Raw genomic sequence first — 16550 nt, 5'->3', positions numbered from 1 at the left:
TTCAATGTGCGCGGAGACAGGGATCAGGTGCTGCGCTGCACATAAGTTTCACTGTTTATTTGCGCTCGCAATACTACATTAAAAATCAAGATTTAGCACAAACGCGCAGCCCTCTGCGCAATCCCGAAAGGATGTACCATGACCCGTATCGCTGTTCTCGTTGGCTCGCTCCGCAAAGACTCGCACACCCTGAAGCTTGCCAAGGCGCTGACCAAAATTGCCCCTGAGGGCCTTGAGTTCAATTTCGTCGAAATCGGCGACCTGCCCTTCTATAACGAAGACCTCGACACCGACACGCCGCCCGCCGCATGGGCGCGCTTCCGCAAAGAGATCAAAGCCGCCGACGGCGTGCTTTTCGTGACCCCGGAATACAACCGCTCGATGCCCGCCGCGATCAAGAACGCGCTGGATGTCGGCTCGCGTCCCTATGGCGACAGCGCCTGGGGCGGCAAGCCCGCCGGCATCGTGACCGCAAGCCCCTCGGGCATCGGCGGTTTCGGCGCCAACCACCACCTGCGCCAGCCGCTGGTGTTCCTCAACATGCCCGCCATGCAACAGCCCGAGGCCTATATCGGCAACCTTTGGAACATGTTTGACGAAGACGGCAAAATTGTCACCGAAGGCACCGAGGATTTTCTCAAATCCTGGCTCGAAGCCTATGCCAAATGGGTGGCAGACCACATCTGAGGCTCCCTCGCTCAGATATGAGAAAGGCGTCCCAACCGGGACGCCTTTTTCCATTCAATATCCCGAGCAATGTTGATTGGCATCATCCCCGCAGATGAAACGATTGCGCCTCAGATTCATTTCATCGCCATCGGGAAAATAAATAGTGTTTCCGAACATCCATACGATGCCATAGTTCAACTGTGCGTGCCCGTCTGCAAACTGTGCCACGGGACCCGCTTTTTGCGCTTTATCGAACACTTGAACAAACCGGACATGAAGATTTCGCAGCATGCGTTCTTTATGCTCCTCGCGCTGGTGCGTCCAAAATTCCCGGATCACAACGTCGTATTGTTCCGGTTTTACTTTCAGCTCTATCGGCGTCTGAACGACACTCGTAATCTCATGTTCATAGAACATTTCAGTCTCAACAGTCAGACGTTCAACCCTCTGATAGGCGGCGTCCAAATCACCTGTATCATCGACCTCGTCGGAAACCTGAACATGGATCATCCCGGAAGGTGCTCGATATTCGAGGAGGTTTCTACAAATCGATGGGACGCCTTCGCTCTCCGAAATACAAAGAATACTGCGCCCTTCCACGGTAAGAGGCGTCTCAGGCACTTCCCACAGCGACATAGTGTAGGAGCGCATCGTCAGATACTGTACACCAGCAATAACATTTGGGATGAGATAGTACCCAATCGGAAGAACGACAAAGGTATAACCGATGCCCTTCCGACCTCGCCGGATCAACCGAATCCCCCATAGGAAAAGAGCAACCGGCCCCAGAAAAACCAGCACGCCCATCAATAGAACAACAATCATATCCCAAGTGCTAATACTGATCATTTATGACCTTTCCCCTCTTAAGAGTTTTAATGCTCAAATAACAAAACACGGCCCCGTCCAAGACAGCGGAATCACCGAAAAAATGCCCGGACATTGGCAGACCTCTGATAGAAGCGTGGGACTTTCTCAACGTCCCCGATGAACCAAAACCAGCCTTTATAGACCCTTACATGACCTGTGGCGAGCCGGGCGACAGGCAGGCCTTGAATAGACAGATCATAGGCCTCGTATATTTCAGAAGAGGTGAGTTTCAGCCTGTCATTCTCCTCGGGCGCCAATGTCGACAGCCGCAGGAGTACATCGTAATCGGAAACCGCGACCTGCCCTTCCGCCGGCTCTGCGACGGTCGCCAGATAGCCACGCCCATCTGGCATCTTCCGCGCCTCAACTCGCAGCCTCTCCCCTCTTAACTCGCTCAAATCTAACGTCATTGACGCCATAACTTGGTCGCCTTCAAAACTGCCCACAACGATCATCTCTGTGGGCGTATAGCGCTCGAACATACGCTCACAAAAAGAGGCCACTCTCCCCTCGCCATCATCATGCGACATCAGACAAAGAACACGGCGACCATGCATATCAAGTTTCTCTATATCGTGATACGCCATCTCCATCAGGTCACGCTCGGCGCTGCGAAGCTGAAAATATGAGTAGAGTTGCGGCAGGGTATAAAATGCCAAGAAAGCAAGAAAAATGCCCGTTCCCAATGCATAGCGCCTGCGCAAAAGCGTCCAGACACCGGCGACAACGACAACCAAGTTGCTGAGCCAAAACACAATGAAAAGACTTAAGAAAAATAACACCGTCAAATGCAAAACGATCCGTGGTTTACGCGTTTGAAATTCGGCTCTTTAAATACACATTTAAAAAGCGGGCGCTTTCACCCCCGCTTCAACATGTCACAAATAATCCGAGCGCTGCAGCCCGTATTTGGCCATCTTCTCATTGAGCGTCCGGCGCGGCAGGCAGAGCTCGTCCATCACCGCCACGATCGAGCCTTTGTGGCGGCGCATCGTGTTGTCGATCAACATGCGCTCGAAGGCTTCGACATATTCCTTCAAAGGCTTGCCCTCGGTGGTCATCGTCTGCTGTTCCGGCGCGTCGCTTTCGGACAAGAGAAGCGAGGTGATCGAGCCCGATCCGCGACGGCTTTGCAGCACGGAGCGCTCGGCCACATTGATCAGCTGACGGATGTTGCCCGGCCAAGGCGCCTGCAACAATTGCGCGGCCTCCTGCGCGGAGACCTCCGGCGCGTCGCAGCCGTATTCCTCGGCGAATTGCTGAGAAAGCTGCGTGAAGAGCAACAGAATGTCTTCGCCGCGCGAGCGCAGCGGCGGCGTGGTGATCTTCATCGCCGCGAGGCGGAAATAGAGGTCGGGCCGCAGTGCAGATTCACAGGTCCGCCCTTGTTCCTGAAGGTTACAGATCGCGATGATGCGCGTTTCGGGCGGCGTGCCCTGTTCGTCGATCCATTTGAGCAACCGCGCCTGAAGCGTCATCGGCATGGCCTCGATGTCTTCGAGAACCAAGGTCCCGCCCCGCGCTTCCTCAATGAGCGGTTGAATTTGCCCGTCCGGGTCCGGCCCAAACAGTCGCCGCGTCAGATCGGCCTCGTCGCGGCCTGCGCAGGCGAAAGTGATGAATTTCTTCGAGGCCCGCGTGCCGACCGCGTGCAAAGCGTGGGCGACCAAGGTCTTGCCCGTCCCCGTCTCGCCGTCGATCAACACATGCCCGTCGGCTTGACCGAGATCGAGAATATCCTCGCGCAGCCGCTCCATCACCGGAGACGCACCAATCAGCTTGTTCATGATGCCGGTGCCGTCGGACAATTCGCGGCGAAGCGCGCGGTTGTCGAGCGTCAGACGCCGCGCATTGGTGGCCTTTTTCGCCAGTTCCGTCATCCGGTCCGGGTTGAACGGCTTTTCGAGAAAATCGAACGCCCCGATCCGCATCGCCTCCACCGCCATCGGCACATCGCCGTGGCCGGTGATCATGATGACCGGCAGACCGCTGTCCGTGCTCATCAATTTCTTGAGAAACTGCATGCCGTCCATGCCGGGCATCTTGATGTCGGTGATGACCACGCCCGGATAATCGGGCCCCAAAGATTTGACCGCATCTTCCGCGCTGGAAAATGTCTCCGTGTCAAAGCCCGACAGCGCCAACCATTGGCTGATGGATTGGCGCATGTCCTGTTCGTCATCGACGATCGCGATTTTCATTGCCGTCGCCATGGGTGTTCTTCCTTTTTCTTGTAGCCCGGTAGGGCTAAACGTCTCAGGGACCCGTTTGGTTCCCAAAATTCTGTCGTTTTATTCCGCCGCGTGCTGCGCCTCGCGCGACAGCGGCAGCACCATTTCAAAGGCCGCGCCGCCCGTGGGCCGGTTGCGCGCCATCAAACGCCCACCCAGTTCGGCCACGATCCCCGACGAGATCGCAAGGCCAAGCCCCACCCCGTCGCCCGGCGCCTTGGTGGTGTAGAAAGGCTCGAAGAGATCGTCGAGGTTTTCGATGCCTGTGCCGTTGTCACGCACGGTCACACTTGCTTGAGTGCCGCCCAAAACGCCGCCGGTGACCATGATCTCGATCTGCGGCTCCTCGGAGGCTTTGCTGGCGTCAAAAGCGTTGCGCAACAGGTTCACCAAGACCTGCTCCAACCGCACACGGTCGCCATCGACCATGACGGGTTCGGGCGGCAGGCTTTTGATGATCTCCACCGCACCCTGACGGAATTGCGGCTCCATCATCGACAAGGCCGAGGACACGCAATCGCGCAGGTCGATCTCCTGCAATTGATCCGAGCCTTTGCGGGCGTAGGATTTCAACTGCTTGGTGATCGCGCCCATGCGTTCGATCAGATCGTCGATCCGCCCGAAAGAGGCCAAAGCCTCCTCGGAGCGCTTGCGTTTGATCAACAGCCGCGCGCCCGCCAGATATGTCTTCATCGCCGCCAGAGGCTGGTTCAACTCGTGGCTGACGGCGGCCGACATCTCGCCCAACACGGCCAGTTTCGACGATTGCGCCAGGGTCTGTTCGGCGACCTCAAGGCTTTTCTCAGCGCGTTTGCGTTCGGCGATCTCGCGTTGAAGAGCGGCGTTCAACTGGCGCAATTCGGCGCTTTCACGTTGGAAAAGACCCGCCCGCGATACGGCGCGGCGCGAGGTCATGTAGAAGGCGCCCGACAGCAAAATGGCAAAGCCCATGATCTCAAGCGCCAGAAAGCCGTTCACCCGCTCGCGCACCGAGGCGTAGGTGGTAAAGGACGTCATGCGCCAGCCGCGAAACGGAATACGGCTTTCCAGACGCATCACCGCCTCGCCGCCCAGATAGGTCTCATCCGGGCTTGCCGACCAATCCGTCGTCAGCTGAAACGCGCGCTCGATCGCCGTGGGGGCATCGCGGGTCGCCAGGGCCTCGCCTTCGGATTTCGAGCGCCAGCGCGGTTCGGTCGAGAGGATGATATTGCCCTCGGAATTGACCACGATCACCGCATCCGAAATCCCGGCCCAGCTTTTCTCGAACTTGGCGAGATCGACCTTCACGACGATGACACCCGCGAGCGAGCTGTTCACATCGATGCGGCGCGAATAGCTGAACTCATAGGCGCCATTGTCGAGTTGCAGCGCCTTGAAAATCGTATCGTTGGAGCGCAGCGCATCGACGAAATTCGGGCTTTGGCGGTTGTTCGTGCCCAAAAGCGAGCGATCCGTGGCCGCGACCACCCGCCCCGTTTCGTCCAAAAGCGTGATCCCCGCCGCGCCGATCTCGTCCACATAGGTGATCAGGTGTTGCGAGGTCTGCTGAAAATCATTCGAGGTGAGCGCGCCGACCAGAACCGGGTCGCGGGACAAAAGCGTCGGCACGATGGAGTTTCGCTGCAATTCGCTCATCAGGTTGCCGGCGTAAAGCGCCTGTCGCACCTCCGCGCGGTTGCGGGTCACGGTGGTGTAGCGTTCGGTCAGCAAAAGGTTCGACACCCAGACCACGCCAATCGCAGCCGCGACAAAACCGATCAGCGCCAGACGCCCGGTCCAACCCATGGTTCGGGCCGTCGTGCCTGCCGATGTGCGGGCTTTTCCCGCGTCAGATTTTCCCCCGGTGTCGCTCATGCGGTGAGATTACGCGGGCGCGGGCGCCACCCGCAAGGGGAAGCCACCGGCCCAAAACGCAGAAACGCCCCCTCTCGGGAGCGTTTTGAGCAAATTCTTGCCGGAAAACCAACGTGTCAGGCGGAAACCACCGCATCGAGCAGCGAGGTAAAGAAAGCCTTGCCGTCTTCATTGCCATGCGCCGCCTCGGACGCGCGCTCCGGGTGCGGCATCATGCCAAGCACGCGGCGGTTTTCAGACAGGATGCCCGCGATGTTGCGCTTGGAGCCGTTCGGATTGTCGAGATAGCGGAACGCCACGAGGCCCTCCCCTTCGAGCCGGTCGAGCGTATCCTCGTCAGCGGTGAAATTGCCATCATGGTGCGCAATCGGAATGCCGATGTGCTGGCCTTGAGCATAGGCGGAAGTATAGGGGCTGTCCGTGGTCTCGACCGCCAGACCCACGGTGCGGCAGATGTATTTCAGACCGGCGTTGCGCAAGAGAGCGCCCGGCAACAGCCGCGCTTCGGTCAGCACCTGAAAGCCGTTGCAGATGCCAAAGGCATAGCCACCGCGGTCGACGTGGGCCTTGAGCGCCTTGGTGATCGGCGAATTGGCCGCAATCGCGCCACAGCGCAGGTAGTCGCCATAGGAGAAGCCGCCCGGAACCCCGATCACATCGACACCGGCCGGAAGATCGGCCTCTTTGTGCCAGACCATGGTGACATCGGCGCCCGCCTGTTTCAGCGCCATGGCCATGTCGCGGTCACAGTTGGAACCGGGGAATTGCAGAACGGCGGCTTTCATCGGGCGGGACTCCTGTGAGGGCGGTTTACGCGCCTGATACGCGTTGTCCCCCGCCTATTCAAGACTCTTCACGCGCCCTGACGTCCGCAAGGTGCTTTGTCATTCAGGCCAGACCACATGGGGGATGATTTTCTGGTCACAGGCATCATCTACGACACGGCGCTCCAGCACATAGGAAAACCCGTCGAAGCGGTAGCTCTCCTGAGTGAAACAATCGCCGAGGCCCCGCCCCTTGTAGAAACTGTCGAGCATGCGCGTGTCGCCCTGAATACCCCAAAGCGCCAGTTCCGGCACAGCCGCGCCCTCTTCATCAATGGCCGCGCCCCGCACCGGGGCCACGCCGTCCAGCTCCGGCCCCAAAAGATAGACCTGAGAGCCCACATTATAGGCCGCCGTCCAGCACAGCTGCGACAACACGCGCAGCTCCGGGTGGCCTTCGATCTCTTGCGGCGCGGCCTCATTGTCCAGCACGCCGGGCAAGGGTCCGTCACACATCTCCTCGGTGATCTTGCGCGCCTCAGCCTGCAAGGCCACCCAATCGGGTTGGTGCAGCGTCAGCTTGCGATCCTCGACGCGATCTTCGACGCGCCCTTGTTGGTCTTCGGCCCAAAGCAGCGCCGCCTTGATCCCCGCCAGAGACACACCTTCGCTAAAGCCTTCGGCGGCGTAAACGATCTCAAGCGTGTCGCCGTCGAGCAGCACCTCCGGAAAAGTGATCTCGACATCTTCGGACAGGTCCAGCACGGCCCCGTCGATCTGGATCACGCCCTCATCCAACATTTCCCGATTGCGCAGGCTCAGGACCCAATTGCCACTATCATGCCCGCTATCATTACTGCGCGCGAGCGAGAGGATCGGATGCGCGCGCGGGGTCAGCGCGCAATAGTCCGGCCCGCATTTCGCCTGCCATTGCTTGTGGTGGAATTGTGCGATGTCTTGGGCACGCGCCAGATCGGGTGCGATCACCTGAACGGCGGCAAGGGTGAGCATGGCGGTGGCGGACTTGAGGCGAGTGAACATCGAGAACCTTTTGATCTGAAACGGAGAAACACCCCTCTCTTAGGACAGTGCCGCGCGTCTTTAAAGCCCGCTTATCGCGTCACCCGCACCTGCCAGCACGTGTTGCGTGCGGATCGGATGTCGACAAAGGCGATCTCGTCACGCGCCAAAAGGGCCGCGCAATAGCTGTCGATCTCGGCCTGTGGCGTCACCCGGCCGGTGCCATAAACGATGCGCTCGTCGATGGAATAGCCCTTGATCAGATAGTCAGGAGATGTGGTCAAAACCTCCGGCAAGCCCTCGCCCCGATAGGGCGCGCACTGGGCGGCACAGAGGAAAATCGGACCGGTTTCCGCATAGGGATTGCGGGTCTCAAAAGGTCGATGCGCGCAAATCAACATGCCGTGGCCTTTGGGGATATTGCGCAGGCAATGCCGACAGGGCGCGCCCTCATAGGGGTTCAGCACCTGCTCGGGCGCCTGCCCGTTGGCATCGGGTTTGCCCAGTCGATAGGCATGGGCCGTGAGAGTGGGAAGTCCTTGAAAATTCATCGCGAAAGCTCCTGTTTGTCTCTCCTGAGGTAAACAGGGCAGCGCGCCACTGGCGAACCGGAACTTGTGCAAAGCGCAGACCAACGAAAAACGCCCGCCAGACAACCTGACGGGCGTTTTCAAATCTTCAAACCGCCGTGCGGATCAGAGCAATTCGACCCGGTAGCTTTCGATCACCGTGTTGGCGAGGAGTTTCTCGCACATTTCGTTGATCGTGGCTTCGGTGGTGCCATCGGCCAGATCGAGCTCGATCACCTTGCCCTGACGGACTTCGTTCACACCGTCAAAACCAAGCGCACCCAGCGCGTGTTGCACGGCGGCGCCTTGGGGGTCCAGAACACCGTTTTTCAGCATGACAAAAACGCGGGCTTTCATGGGGTTATCCTCTTTCGGGCAGTCTTTGAAAGTTCAGTTGATCAAGGTCGGCTTGTCGCCGATCGGGCCATTCGTCGGCAACACGCCCAGACGACGCGCCACTTCGGTGTAGGCATCGGTCAACGAGCCGAGATCGCGGCGGAACACGTCCTTGTCGAGCTTCTGCCCGCTTTCGATGTCCCACAGGCGGCAAGAGTCGGGGCTGATTTCATCGGCCACGATCAGACGCATGAAATCGCCATCCCAAACGCGACCGATCTCGATTTTGAAGTCGATCAGCTTGATGCCCACGCCATACATCACGCCGGACATATAGTCGTTGACACGCAGCGCGAGTGCGACGATGTCGTCGAGGTCCTGCTGAGAGGCCCAGCCGAAAGCGATGATATATTCTTCCGGCACCAGCGGATCGCCCAGAGCGTCGTCCTTATAGGAGAACTCAATGATCGGCCGCGGCAGGCGCATGCCCTCTTCGAGACCCAGACGTTTCGCCATGGAGCCAGCGGCATAGTTGCGCACGATCACTTCGAGCGGGATGATTTCGCACTGACGAATGAGCTGCTCGCGCATGTTCAAACGCTTGATGAAGTGGTTCGGGATGCCCAGAGACGTCAGGCCGGTCATGAAAAACTCGGACAGGCGGTTGTTGAGAACGCCCTTGCCCTCAATCGTCGCCTTTTTCTCGGCGTTGAACGCGGTGGCATCATCCTTGAAATACTGCACCAAAGTGCCCGGTTCCGGACCTTCGTAGAGCGTTTTCGCTTTGCCTTCGTAGATTTTCTTGCGGCGCGCCATGGGGCCTCCAAAAGCTGGTGGGGCCGGGAATCGATGCGACCGGCCACTTCAAATGCGCTCTTTAGGGCAAGGCGGCCCTCGGGGCAAGGTGGCCCGATCCGATGAGACGGAATTATGACAGGGGAACGGTCGGTCATCTTGCGCACCGAAAACTGTTTTAATGTCGCCTATATTTTAAACGAAACATTGATCTGCCTCCTTGTCGCCCCGATATGCAAAGGGCATAATCTAAATCAAAGGTTTAACGAGGAGGAGCCTGCCATGACCACTTTCGACGAACGCGAAGCTGCGTTTGAAAGCAAATATGCCCACGACTCTGCCGCTCAGTTTCGCGCCGAATCGCGCGCCAACAAGAAACTCGCCATCTGGGCCGCCGAAAAGCTCGGCAAACCCTCGGCGGAGCTCGACGATTACATCAAGGACGTGATCCGCGCCGATATGAAAGAGGCCGGTTTCGAGGATGTGCTCACCAAAGTGTCCGAAGATCTGGGCGCGTCCGTGACCATGCAAGAGCTGCGCACGCTGTACACGGGCTTTCTGAGCCAAGCCAAAGTGGAGCTGGCGGACGGCTGAGCGCAGCTCACGCCTGCCCCACCGCGCGTCACCATCTTGTCACCTTAACGTGACGCTCTGTTGTGACGCCTTGAGAGGCCTGCATCGACGATGCGGGCCTTGTTCTCGTTCCCCACAATATCCGTTCAAACGCCCCCGCAAAGGTTTCCGGTCGCGCCAAAGCCCCCCTGTTCGGCTCTCGAAGAGGTCAAAGGCTTTAATCGAATATTGGGAAAATGCGCTTAAGGCTCTCAACACCCCCTCAGCGCGGCAAGACATGTGTACCTCTGCACATGGCCAAATCTACACATGGCCAAAGGTGTTGAACGACATGGCACAGATCAGGCCCATAGGCCAAAGGAGCGACATCCGATGCGACACAGCCAGATCGAGATTGAGGACACGCTCAAACGATCTTCCGTCCTGACGCACGCTCCGCGCGCCACTGGCCCCGAGACCCCAGACGCCAAAGCCACGCTGGTCGCGCAAGGCGACCGTAAGGGCCTGCACAAACTTCTCGGAAAACAGATGCTGCCGCTGGCCGTCATGGTGTTTTTCGCCTGGCTGTTGTGGGAAAAAGTCGCGCATCTCGATGTGAAAGCCGTGTTTGCCACCGTTGCGACCGTCACCCCCGGTCAATGGGGGCTCGCAGGGCTGGCCACGCTCGCCAGTTTCTGGGCCGTCGGACAATATGACCGGGTGCTCCACGCCCAGCTTGGCACCGGCATTTCCGACAGTTCCGCCCGCAGCTCCGGCATCCTCGCCATCGGCCTGTCGCAGGCTTTGGGCTTTGGCGCGCTGACCGGCACGCTCATCCGCTGGCGCATGCTGCCCGAACTGACGCTGTGGCAGGCCGCGCGCCTCTCCGGCGCCGTTGCCTTGTCCTTTCTCATGGGCTGGGCCGTAGTGGCCGCCATGGCGCTTTTGGTGTTTCAACCCGAAGTGCCTTTGATGAAAACGCTCGCGACCGGCGCCATCGCGCTTTTCCTCACGCTGGCCGCCCTCTCGATCTATCCGCCGCGCGCGCTCGTCCGCCTGCCCTGGCCCTCGATCAAGACCATGGTCACCGTCGTGGGCCTCGCCGCCATCGACACAATCTGCGCTGGCCTCGCGCTTTACGTGCTTTTGCCCGATCACCTATTGCTGCCTCTGGGACATACGGTGTCGGCCTATCTCTTTTCTCTTGGCGCTGGCCTCATCAGTTCGACCCCCGGCGGTGTTGGCCCATTCGAGGCCACATTGGCGTCCCTGCTGCCTGCGATTCCGATTGAGCCACTTCTGGGCGCCGTGGTCGCCTTTCGCCTGATCTATTACGGCGTGCCCGCTGCGATCTCGGCGCTCTTCATTTTGCGCGGCCCCAAGCGCTGCAATCTCGCCCGCGAGCCGCATCTGGTGAAAACCTCGCCCTCCCCCTACCTGCCGCCCCAGCTCGAAGTGCAGATTTTCGCCGCCCCGCGCGCCGAGGCCGGGCTGTTGCGCACCCGCGATTTCTCTCTGTTGTCTGCCGCAGATGGCACGGCTCTGGGGCTGGCCTCCCCCATAGGTCAGTCGCTTGTCATGCTCTCCGATCCGATCTCCGCGCACTGCCCCGGACAAACCCGTGATGCGCTCTCGCGTGCCGCCGCCCGGCGCTACCGGATGCCTGCGATCTACAAATGCGGCGCCCGCATGGCCGCCTCCGCCCGCCGCGCGGGCTGGCAAGTGCTGTCCACCGCCGAAGAAGCCTGGCTCATCCCGGCGGAGTTCAATCTGGAAGGCTCGAAAACACGCCAACTGCGACGTATTCTTCGCAAAGCCGAAGAAGGCCGCATTCGCGTCACCGAAGGCATTCGCGATCTGCCGCTCGGTCAAATGGACCGCGTGGCCGCCGAATGGCTGGCGATGCGCGGTCAGGAACGCGGCTTTTCCATGGGCACCTATGATCGCGACTACATTTCTTGTCAGCGGGTGTTTCTGGCGTGGCAAGGCACCAACCTCGTGGCCTTCGTCAGCTTTCATGAAAGCCGCAATGAGATGACGCTCGATCTGATGCGCTCTGGCGAGGCCGCGCCCGATGGCACGATCCAGCTTTTGATCGTCAAAGCCATCGAGGCCGCCCGCAAACAGGGCGTGCCGCGCCTGTCTTTGGCCGCCGTCCCGTGGCAGGGCGAAGACCACGCGCCCCTGACCCGCTGGCTGCGTCAAAAATTCCTTGCGCGCTCCGGGGCGGCAGGATTGCGCCGCTTCAAATCGGCCTTCGCACCGCAGTGGGAAACGCTTTATCTGGCCGCACCGACGCGTCTGGCGCTCACGGTCGCGGGCATGGACATCCTGCGCCGCGTGACCGCGCCGCCGCCGAAAGTAACCGCCAACCCGATGAAAGCGGCCCGCTCCGCCACCCACCCGACTTTGCGGCTCTCCAAAGCCCTGAAACTGCGCCGAAAATAAACCTGTTGTCGCCGACGTGTTTTGCCTCTCTTTGCAAAAGGCTTTAGGAGGTCAGGCATTGCATTTGCCGGAGACCACATGTCCAAACTCGTGCCCGATACGCCGTCTGACACCCTTTTGAGCCAACTGCTGAGCGCCCACGAGTGGCTTTTGGCCGATGGAGCCATGGCGACGACGCTCTATGACATGGGCCTCCCGCGCGGCACAGCGCCGGAGATGTGGAATTTCGACAGACCCGAATGCGTCCTGACCTTGCACCAAGAGGCCATCGCGGCAGGGGCCGACATTCTTCTGACCAACTCCTTTGGCGGCACCGCGGCACGGCTGAAACATATGGGCGCCGAAGCTCAGGTCTTTGAGATCAACAAAACCGCCGCCAAGCTGGCCCGCCAAGCCGCCGACACCGCCACACGCCCGGTGGTCGTCGCCGGGACGATGGGGCCGACAGGAGAGATTTTGGCCCCGATGGGCACGCTCTCCCAGACGGAGGCCACTGAGATGTTTTTCGATCAGGCGCGAGCGTTGAAAGCCGGGGGCGTCGATATTGCTTGGATCGAAACCATGTCTTCACTCGACGAATTGAGCGCCGCCGCCGAAGGGGCCAGCAACGCGGGGCTGCCTTGGATCGGGACGATGAGTTTCGACACGGGCGGCGCGACGATGATGGGCGTCACCCCGGCGCAGCTTTCCACTCTGGTGGACAGGATGGCGCAACCGCCTTTGGCCTATGGCGCAAATTGCGGCGCGGGGCCGTCCGCTGTGGTGCGCAGCATTTTGGACCTCACCGCCCGCGCGCCCGAATGCCCCATCGTGGCCAAAGCCAACGCAGGCCAGCCGCAGGTGATCGACGGACAGCTGCAGTACGACATCACGCCTGCGATGATGGCCAATTACGCCTGTCTCGCACGTGATGCTGGCGCGCGGATCATCGGAGGATGCTGTGGCACAAGCCCTGCGCATCTCAAAGCGATGAAACAGGCGCTGGAACATCGTCCGCAAGGTGCCCGCCCGACACTCGAACAGGTGGTCGCAGCCCTTGGGCCCTTCGTGGTCGACACAGACCCTGCCGAGGACGCGCTTTAAAACAGGCTCAGCTGATCGCCCGGTTTGGGCGGCACAGCAAAGAGATCCGTGCGCAGGACTGTTCCCTTGCGCGACAATCCGGTGCGGGACAGCGCGACCTCGAAGCGTTTCGACATCAGCTCCGCCCATTCGCCCTCGCCCCGCATCCGCGTGCCGAAGGTGCTGTCATTGGCCTTGCCGCCGCGCAACTCGCGCACCCGGTTCATCACCCGCGCGGCGCGGTCTGGCACATGGGTTTCAAGCCACTCCTCGAACAAAGGCGCGACCTCCAGAGGCAGGCGCAACATGATATAGGCCGCCGCTTTGGCCCCATGCGTGGCCGCGGCCGTCAAAATGGCCTCCAACTCGTGATCGGTGAGCGCGGGAATGATGGGCGCGACCATGACGCGGACGGGAATGCCCGCCTCAGAGAGCGCGCGGATGGTTTTCAGCCGCCGCGCAGGCACGGGCGCGCGCGGCTCCAACTGACGCGACAGGCGCGAACCCAGCGTCGTCACCGACACCCCGACATGCACAAGGCCTTTCGCGGCCATCGGCGCTAAAATATCAATGTCGCGCTCGATCAATGTGCCCTTGGTGACGATGGTCACCGGGTGATTGTGCTCCGCAAGCACCTCGAGAATGCTGCGCATGATGCGGTCACGCGCCTCGATAGGCTGATACGGATCGGTGTTGGTGCCCATGGCAATCGGCGCGACCTCATAGCTTTTGGCGGAGAGTTCGCGGCGCAAGACCTCCGCCGCCCCCAGTTTGCGCGTCAGCCGAGTTTCAAAATCCAACCCCGGAGACAGGCCCAGATAGGCATGGCTCGGGCGGGCAAAACAGTAAGAACAGCCGTGTTCGCAGCCGCGATAGGGATTGATCGAGCGATCAAAAGGAATGTCGGGGCTGTCGTTGCGGGTGATGATTTTGCGCGGGCGCTCATCCACCGTGGTGGTGCGCATCACGCTTTGTTCAAGCTCCGCATCCCAACCGTCAATGAAGGTTTCGCGGGCGAGACGTTCGAACCGGCCGGCGGCGTTGGACGTGCTGCCACGCGCTTTGGGCACCAGTCCCAAAGGCAGCGTGTCGCTGAAGAAATCGCTCGAAAGATGGGAGGGGTTTCTGGATTCGTGGCTCATGCCACAAATATGAACAAAAAGAGAACATTTGCCAAGTGGAGAACTTAGTCCTCCCTCTTGTCGTGCGATTTTCAGGCCGCTTTTTGCGCGGTCTCCCTGATCCGTTCGACCATGGCGCGCAGACCGTTGGAGCGCTGCGACGACAGGTGTTCATCGAGGCCCAATCGGGCGAGCTCGGCGGGCGCATCGGTGGTCAAGACCTCAGAGACGGTCAATCCGGCGAACAATTCATGCAAAATCGCAATCAGGCCCTGCACGATCATCGCGTCAGAGGCGCCCTGAAACTCGAATTTACCGCCCTCGATCGTCGGCACCAGCCAGACCTGCGAGGCGCAGCCCTCGACCTTGGTCGCAGGCACCTTGAAGGCGTCATCAAGCGGCGGAAAGGCCTTGCCCATCTCGATCACATGGCGATAGCGGTCCTCCCAATCGTCCAGAAACTCAAAGGTTTCGACAATCTCTTCGAACTTCTCTTGCGCCATGATCGGATCCTCAGTTTTGCTGCCAAAATCACATAGGCCTTTGCCCGGCAAAGGTCCAGTCCGCCGCTCTTTGCCCCGCGCTATGCCCTACGCTTTGCCATGTGTTTTCGACTGGCGCCGCAACGCGGGCTTTTCAATAGGGGGCTTTTCGGGTAGCCCTTGGACCACGAAGGTGTAAGGGAGAAGCCGATGCGGCGTCAGGTGATCATTTCGGGGCTGGTTTTGTCACTTTTGGCGGGCTGCGCCACAGTGAAAGAGTCGCGGTTCAACCCGCTCAACTGGTTCGGAAAATCCGAAGCCGTCGCGGTCGATCAGAACGGCCAGAACGTCACGGTCCTGCCAACCCTCGCGCCGCGCAAAGGCTATCCGGTCTTTGTCGACACCCGCCCGCTGGCGCCTCAGATCACTGAGGTGCAAATGGTCAAATCCGCCTCAGGCGCCATCGTGACCGCCACCGCCGCCCTGCCCTCTGCGGGCTATTATGACGCCGAATTGGTCGCCGCGCCCTCTGATCGCGCCGACACTTTGGTCTTTGATTTCCGCCTGCGTGCGCCCTCTGAGACGGTGCCTGCGCTCAGCCCTGCGCAGCGTCAGATTACGGCGGCGAAATCTTTGTCGAACACGGACATCGCGGGCATTCGCACGGTGATTGTGCGCGGGGCTGACGGCGCGCGCCAAGTGCGGCGCTAAGCGGCCTGATCCGCTTTACATCCCGCCCCCTGCGGAGCATGCTGCGCCTTTGACCAACCAGTAAAAAGGCACGCACATGTCGGACTTCCCGCGCAAGATCATCATCGACACGGACCCCGGACAGGATGACGCCATGGCGATCCTTCTGGCGCTTGGCTCGCCCGAGGAGATCGACCTTTTGGGCATCGTCGCGGTCGCGGGCAATGTGCCGATCGAGCGCACCTCCGAGAATGCGCGCAAAATCTGCGAAGTCGCCGGGCGCCCCGATGTGTTGGTTTTCGCGGGCTGTGACAGGCCGATGGCACACACGCTGGTGACCGCCGAACACGTGCACGGCAAAACCGGCCTCGACGGGATCGAATTGCCCGCGCCGACCATGCCTTTGCAAAAGCAACACGGTGTGGATTTCATCATCGAAACACTGCGCCGCGAAGCCCCCGGCACGGTGACTCTTTGCCCGATGGGGCCTTTGACCAACATCGCGACGGCTTTCGAGAAAGCCCCGGATATTGTCGAACGCGTGCAGGAGATCGTCCTGATGGGCGGCGCCTATTTCGAAGTGGGCAACATCACCCCGGCCGCCGAGTTCAACATCTATGTCGACCCGGAAGCGGCGGATATTGTGTTTAAATCTGGCGTCAAACTGACGGTGATGCCGCTGGATTGTACACATAAAGTGCTGGTCACCGCACCGCGTTTGCAGGCGTTCAAGGCGTTTGGCAATCACTTGGGCGACGTGGTCGCGGGCTGGCTCGATTTCTTTGAGCGGTTCGACATCGAGAAATACGGCTCTCAGGGTGGCCCGCTGCACGATCCGACGGTGATCGCCTATCTGATCAAACCGGAGCTGTTTTCCGGGCGTTTCATCAATGTCGAGATTGAAACCCAGTCGAAACTGACCCGCGGCATGACCGTTGCCGATTGGTGGGGCGTCACGGATCGGCCCAAAAATGCGATGTTCATGGGGGATGCGGATGCGGATGGGTTCTTTGACCTGTTGACGGAGCGTGTCCGCCGCCTTCAATGAGTATTTGGCCAGCAAAGGAAACGGATTACATTGAGG

At 60.0% G+C, this 16550-nt stretch carries 17 protein-coding genes; 6 read left to right on the top strand and 11 right to left on the bottom strand.

Going from position 1 to position 16550, the window contains the following annotated elements; all coding sequences use genetic code 11:
- Window positions 1-138 precede the first annotated feature (138 nt).
- Window positions 139-687, top strand: a complete 549-nt coding sequence (locus LC094_RS04270; protein ID WP_226550500.1) for an NADPH-dependent FMN reductase — start codon at window positions 139-141, stop codon at window positions 685-687.
- Between the two features lie 54 nt (window positions 688-741).
- On the opposite strand, the gene LC094_RS04265 is transcribed toward LC094_RS04270, so the two are convergent.
- The 9 genes from LC094_RS04265 to purC form a co-directional block, all read right to left on the bottom strand.
- Window positions 742-1518, bottom strand: a complete 777-nt coding sequence (locus LC094_RS04265; RefSeq protein ID WP_226550499.1) for a hypothetical protein — start codon at window positions 1516-1518, stop codon at window positions 742-744.
- Between the two features lie 71 nt (window positions 1519-1589).
- On the bottom strand, window positions 1590-2333 hold the full coding sequence (locus tag LC094_RS04260) for a hypothetical protein (protein ID WP_226550498.1): 744 nt from the start codon (window positions 2331-2333) through the stop codon (window positions 1590-1592).
- Window positions 2334-2417: 84 nt separating this feature from the next.
- The gene (locus LC094_RS04255) at window positions 2418-3752 is read right to left on the bottom strand and encodes a sigma-54-dependent transcriptional regulator (RefSeq protein ID WP_219784735.1); all 1335 of its coding nucleotides are present in this window, start codon (window positions 3750-3752) and stop codon (window positions 2418-2420) included.
- Between the two features lie 78 nt (window positions 3753-3830).
- Entirely contained in the window at window positions 3831-5558 is a 1728-nt protein-coding gene (locus LC094_RS04250) for a sensor histidine kinase (RefSeq protein WP_226550497.1), read from the bottom strand.
- Between the two features lie 185 nt (window positions 5559-5743).
- Window positions 5744-6412: a phosphoribosylformylglycinamidine synthase subunit PurQ gene (purQ, locus tag LC094_RS04245; protein ID WP_226550495.1), complete on the bottom strand. Its 669-nt coding sequence runs from the start codon at window positions 6410-6412 to the stop codon at window positions 5744-5746.
- Between the two features lie 99 nt (window positions 6413-6511).
- Window positions 6512-7432: a DUF1176 domain-containing protein gene (locus LC094_RS04240; RefSeq protein ID WP_226550494.1), complete on the bottom strand. Its 921-nt coding sequence runs from the start codon at window positions 7430-7432 to the stop codon at window positions 6512-6514.
- Window positions 7433-7503: 71 nt separating this feature from the next.
- On the bottom strand, window positions 7504-7962 hold the full coding sequence (locus LC094_RS04235; RefSeq protein ID WP_226550492.1) for a DUF1203 domain-containing protein: 459 nt from the start codon (window positions 7960-7962) through the stop codon (window positions 7504-7506).
- Between the two features lie 144 nt (window positions 7963-8106).
- Window positions 8107-8337 carry a phosphoribosylformylglycinamidine synthase subunit PurS gene (purS, locus tag LC094_RS04230; RefSeq protein WP_219784739.1) on the bottom strand — a complete coding sequence of 77 codons (231 nt, stop codon included), beginning with the start codon at window positions 8335-8337 and terminating at the stop codon, window positions 8107-8109.
- A gap of 33 nt (window positions 8338-8370) precedes the next feature.
- Window positions 8371-9132 (bottom strand): phosphoribosylaminoimidazolesuccinocarboxamide synthase, encoded by a 762-nt coding sequence (gene purC / locus LC094_RS04225; RefSeq protein WP_219784740.1) that lies wholly within the window; start codon window positions 9130-9132, stop codon window positions 8371-8373.
- A gap of 261 nt (window positions 9133-9393) precedes the next feature.
- Between purC and LC094_RS04220 the strand changes: the two genes are divergently transcribed.
- The 3 genes from LC094_RS04220 (at window position 9394) to bmt (ending at window position 13194) form a co-directional block, all read left to right on the top strand.
- Window positions 9394-9705, top strand: a complete 312-nt coding sequence (locus tag LC094_RS04220) for a DUF1476 domain-containing protein (protein ID WP_226550490.1) — start codon at window positions 9394-9396, stop codon at window positions 9703-9705.
- Window positions 9706-10056: 351 nt separating this feature from the next.
- A complete protein-coding gene (locus LC094_RS04215) occupies window positions 10057-12111 on the top strand; it encodes a phosphatidylglycerol lysyltransferase domain-containing protein (protein ID WP_226550488.1) in 2055 nt (684 codons plus the stop codon).
- 78 nt (window positions 12112-12189) lie between these two features.
- Entirely contained in the window at window positions 12190-13194 is a 1005-nt protein-coding gene (gene bmt, locus LC094_RS04210) for a betaine--homocysteine S-methyltransferase (protein ID WP_226550487.1), read from the top strand.
- Here the strand turns inward: bmt and LC094_RS04205 are convergent.
- Both LC094_RS04205 and LC094_RS04200 read right to left on the bottom strand, forming a co-directional pair.
- Entirely contained in the window at window positions 13191-14315 is a 1125-nt protein-coding gene (locus LC094_RS04205; protein ID WP_226550486.1) for a PA0069 family radical SAM protein, read from the bottom strand. The two genes, bmt and LC094_RS04205, sit on opposite strands and share 4 nt — an antisense overlap.
- A gap of 71 nt (window positions 14316-14386) precedes the next feature.
- On the bottom strand, window positions 14387-14797 hold the full coding sequence (locus LC094_RS04200; protein ID WP_226550485.1) for a SufE family protein: 411 nt from the start codon (window positions 14795-14797) through the stop codon (window positions 14387-14389).
- 189 nt (window positions 14798-14986) lie between these two features.
- On the opposite strand from LC094_RS04200, the gene LC094_RS04195 reads away from it, so the two are divergent.
- Complete coding sequence (locus LC094_RS04195) at window positions 14987-15487, top strand: hypothetical protein (protein ID WP_226550484.1); 501 nt, start codon at window positions 14987-14989, stop codon at window positions 15485-15487.
- 76 nt (window positions 15488-15563) lie between these two features.
- Window positions 15564-16514: a nucleoside hydrolase gene (locus LC094_RS04190; protein WP_226550483.1), complete on the top strand. Its 951-nt coding sequence runs from the start codon at window positions 15564-15566 to the stop codon at window positions 16512-16514.
- Window positions 16515-16550 lie beyond the last annotated feature (36 nt).

Origin of the sequence: Celeribacter naphthalenivorans (assembly GCF_020524585.1) — a bacterium.
Lineage (GTDB): Bacteria > Pseudomonadota > Alphaproteobacteria > Rhodobacterales > Rhodobacteraceae > Celeribacter > Celeribacter naphthalenivorans.
This window is presented reverse-complemented; position numbering and strand designations above follow the sequence as displayed.

What these genes read in the sequence shown, in the direction of transcription:
- LC094_RS04215 (WP_226550488.1), top strand. Translation starts at nt 10,057, where the DNA reads ATGCGACACAGCCAGATCGAGATTGAGGACACGCTCAAACGATCTTCC.
- LC094_RS04205 (WP_226550486.1), bottom strand. Translation starts at nt 14,315, where the DNA reads ATGAGCCACGAATCCAGAAACCCCTCCCATCTTTCGAGCGATTTCTTC.
- LC094_RS04255 (WP_219784735.1), bottom strand. Translation starts at nt 3,752, where the DNA reads ATGGCGACGGCAATGAAAATCGCGATCGTCGATGACGAACAGGACATG.
- purS (WP_219784739.1), bottom strand. Translation starts at nt 8,337, where the DNA reads ATGAAAGCCCGCGTTTTTGTCATGCTGAAAAACGGTGTTCTGGACCCC.
- LC094_RS04270 (WP_226550500.1), top strand. Translation starts at nt 139, where the DNA reads ATGACCCGTATCGCTGTTCTCGTTGGCTCGCTCCGCAAAGACTCGCAC.
- LC094_RS04190 (WP_226550483.1), top strand. Translation starts at nt 15,564, where the DNA reads ATGTCGGACTTCCCGCGCAAGATCATCATCGACACGGACCCCGGACAG.
- LC094_RS04265 (WP_226550499.1), bottom strand. Translation starts at nt 1,518, where the DNA reads ATGATCAGTATTAGCACTTGGGATATGATTGTTGTTCTATTGATGGGC.
- LC094_RS04235 (WP_226550492.1), bottom strand. Translation starts at nt 7,962, where the DNA reads ATGAATTTTCAAGGACTTCCCACTCTCACGGCCCATGCCTATCGACTG.
- LC094_RS04200 (WP_226550485.1), bottom strand. Translation starts at nt 14,797, where the DNA reads ATGGCGCAAGAGAAGTTCGAAGAGATTGTCGAAACCTTTGAGTTTCTG.
- LC094_RS04250 (WP_226550497.1), bottom strand. Translation starts at nt 5,558, where the DNA reads ATGGGTTGGACCGGGCGTCTGGCGCTGATCGGTTTTGTCGCGGCTGCG.
- LC094_RS04240 (WP_226550494.1), bottom strand. Translation starts at nt 7,432, where the DNA reads ATGTTCACTCGCCTCAAGTCCGCCACCGCCATGCTCACCCTTGCCGCC.
- purQ (WP_226550495.1), bottom strand. Translation starts at nt 6,412, where the DNA reads ATGAAAGCCGCCGTTCTGCAATTCCCCGGTTCCAACTGTGACCGCGAC.
- LC094_RS04220 (WP_226550490.1), top strand. Translation starts at nt 9,394, where the DNA reads ATGACCACTTTCGACGAACGCGAAGCTGCGTTTGAAAGCAAATATGCC.
- bmt (WP_226550487.1), top strand. Translation starts at nt 12,190, where the DNA reads ATGTCCAAACTCGTGCCCGATACGCCGTCTGACACCCTTTTGAGCCAA.
- purC (WP_219784740.1), bottom strand. Translation starts at nt 9,132, where the DNA reads ATGGCGCGCCGCAAGAAAATCTACGAAGGCAAAGCGAAAACGCTCTAC.
- LC094_RS04195 (WP_226550484.1), top strand. Translation starts at nt 14,987, where the DNA reads ATGCGGCGTCAGGTGATCATTTCGGGGCTGGTTTTGTCACTTTTGGCG.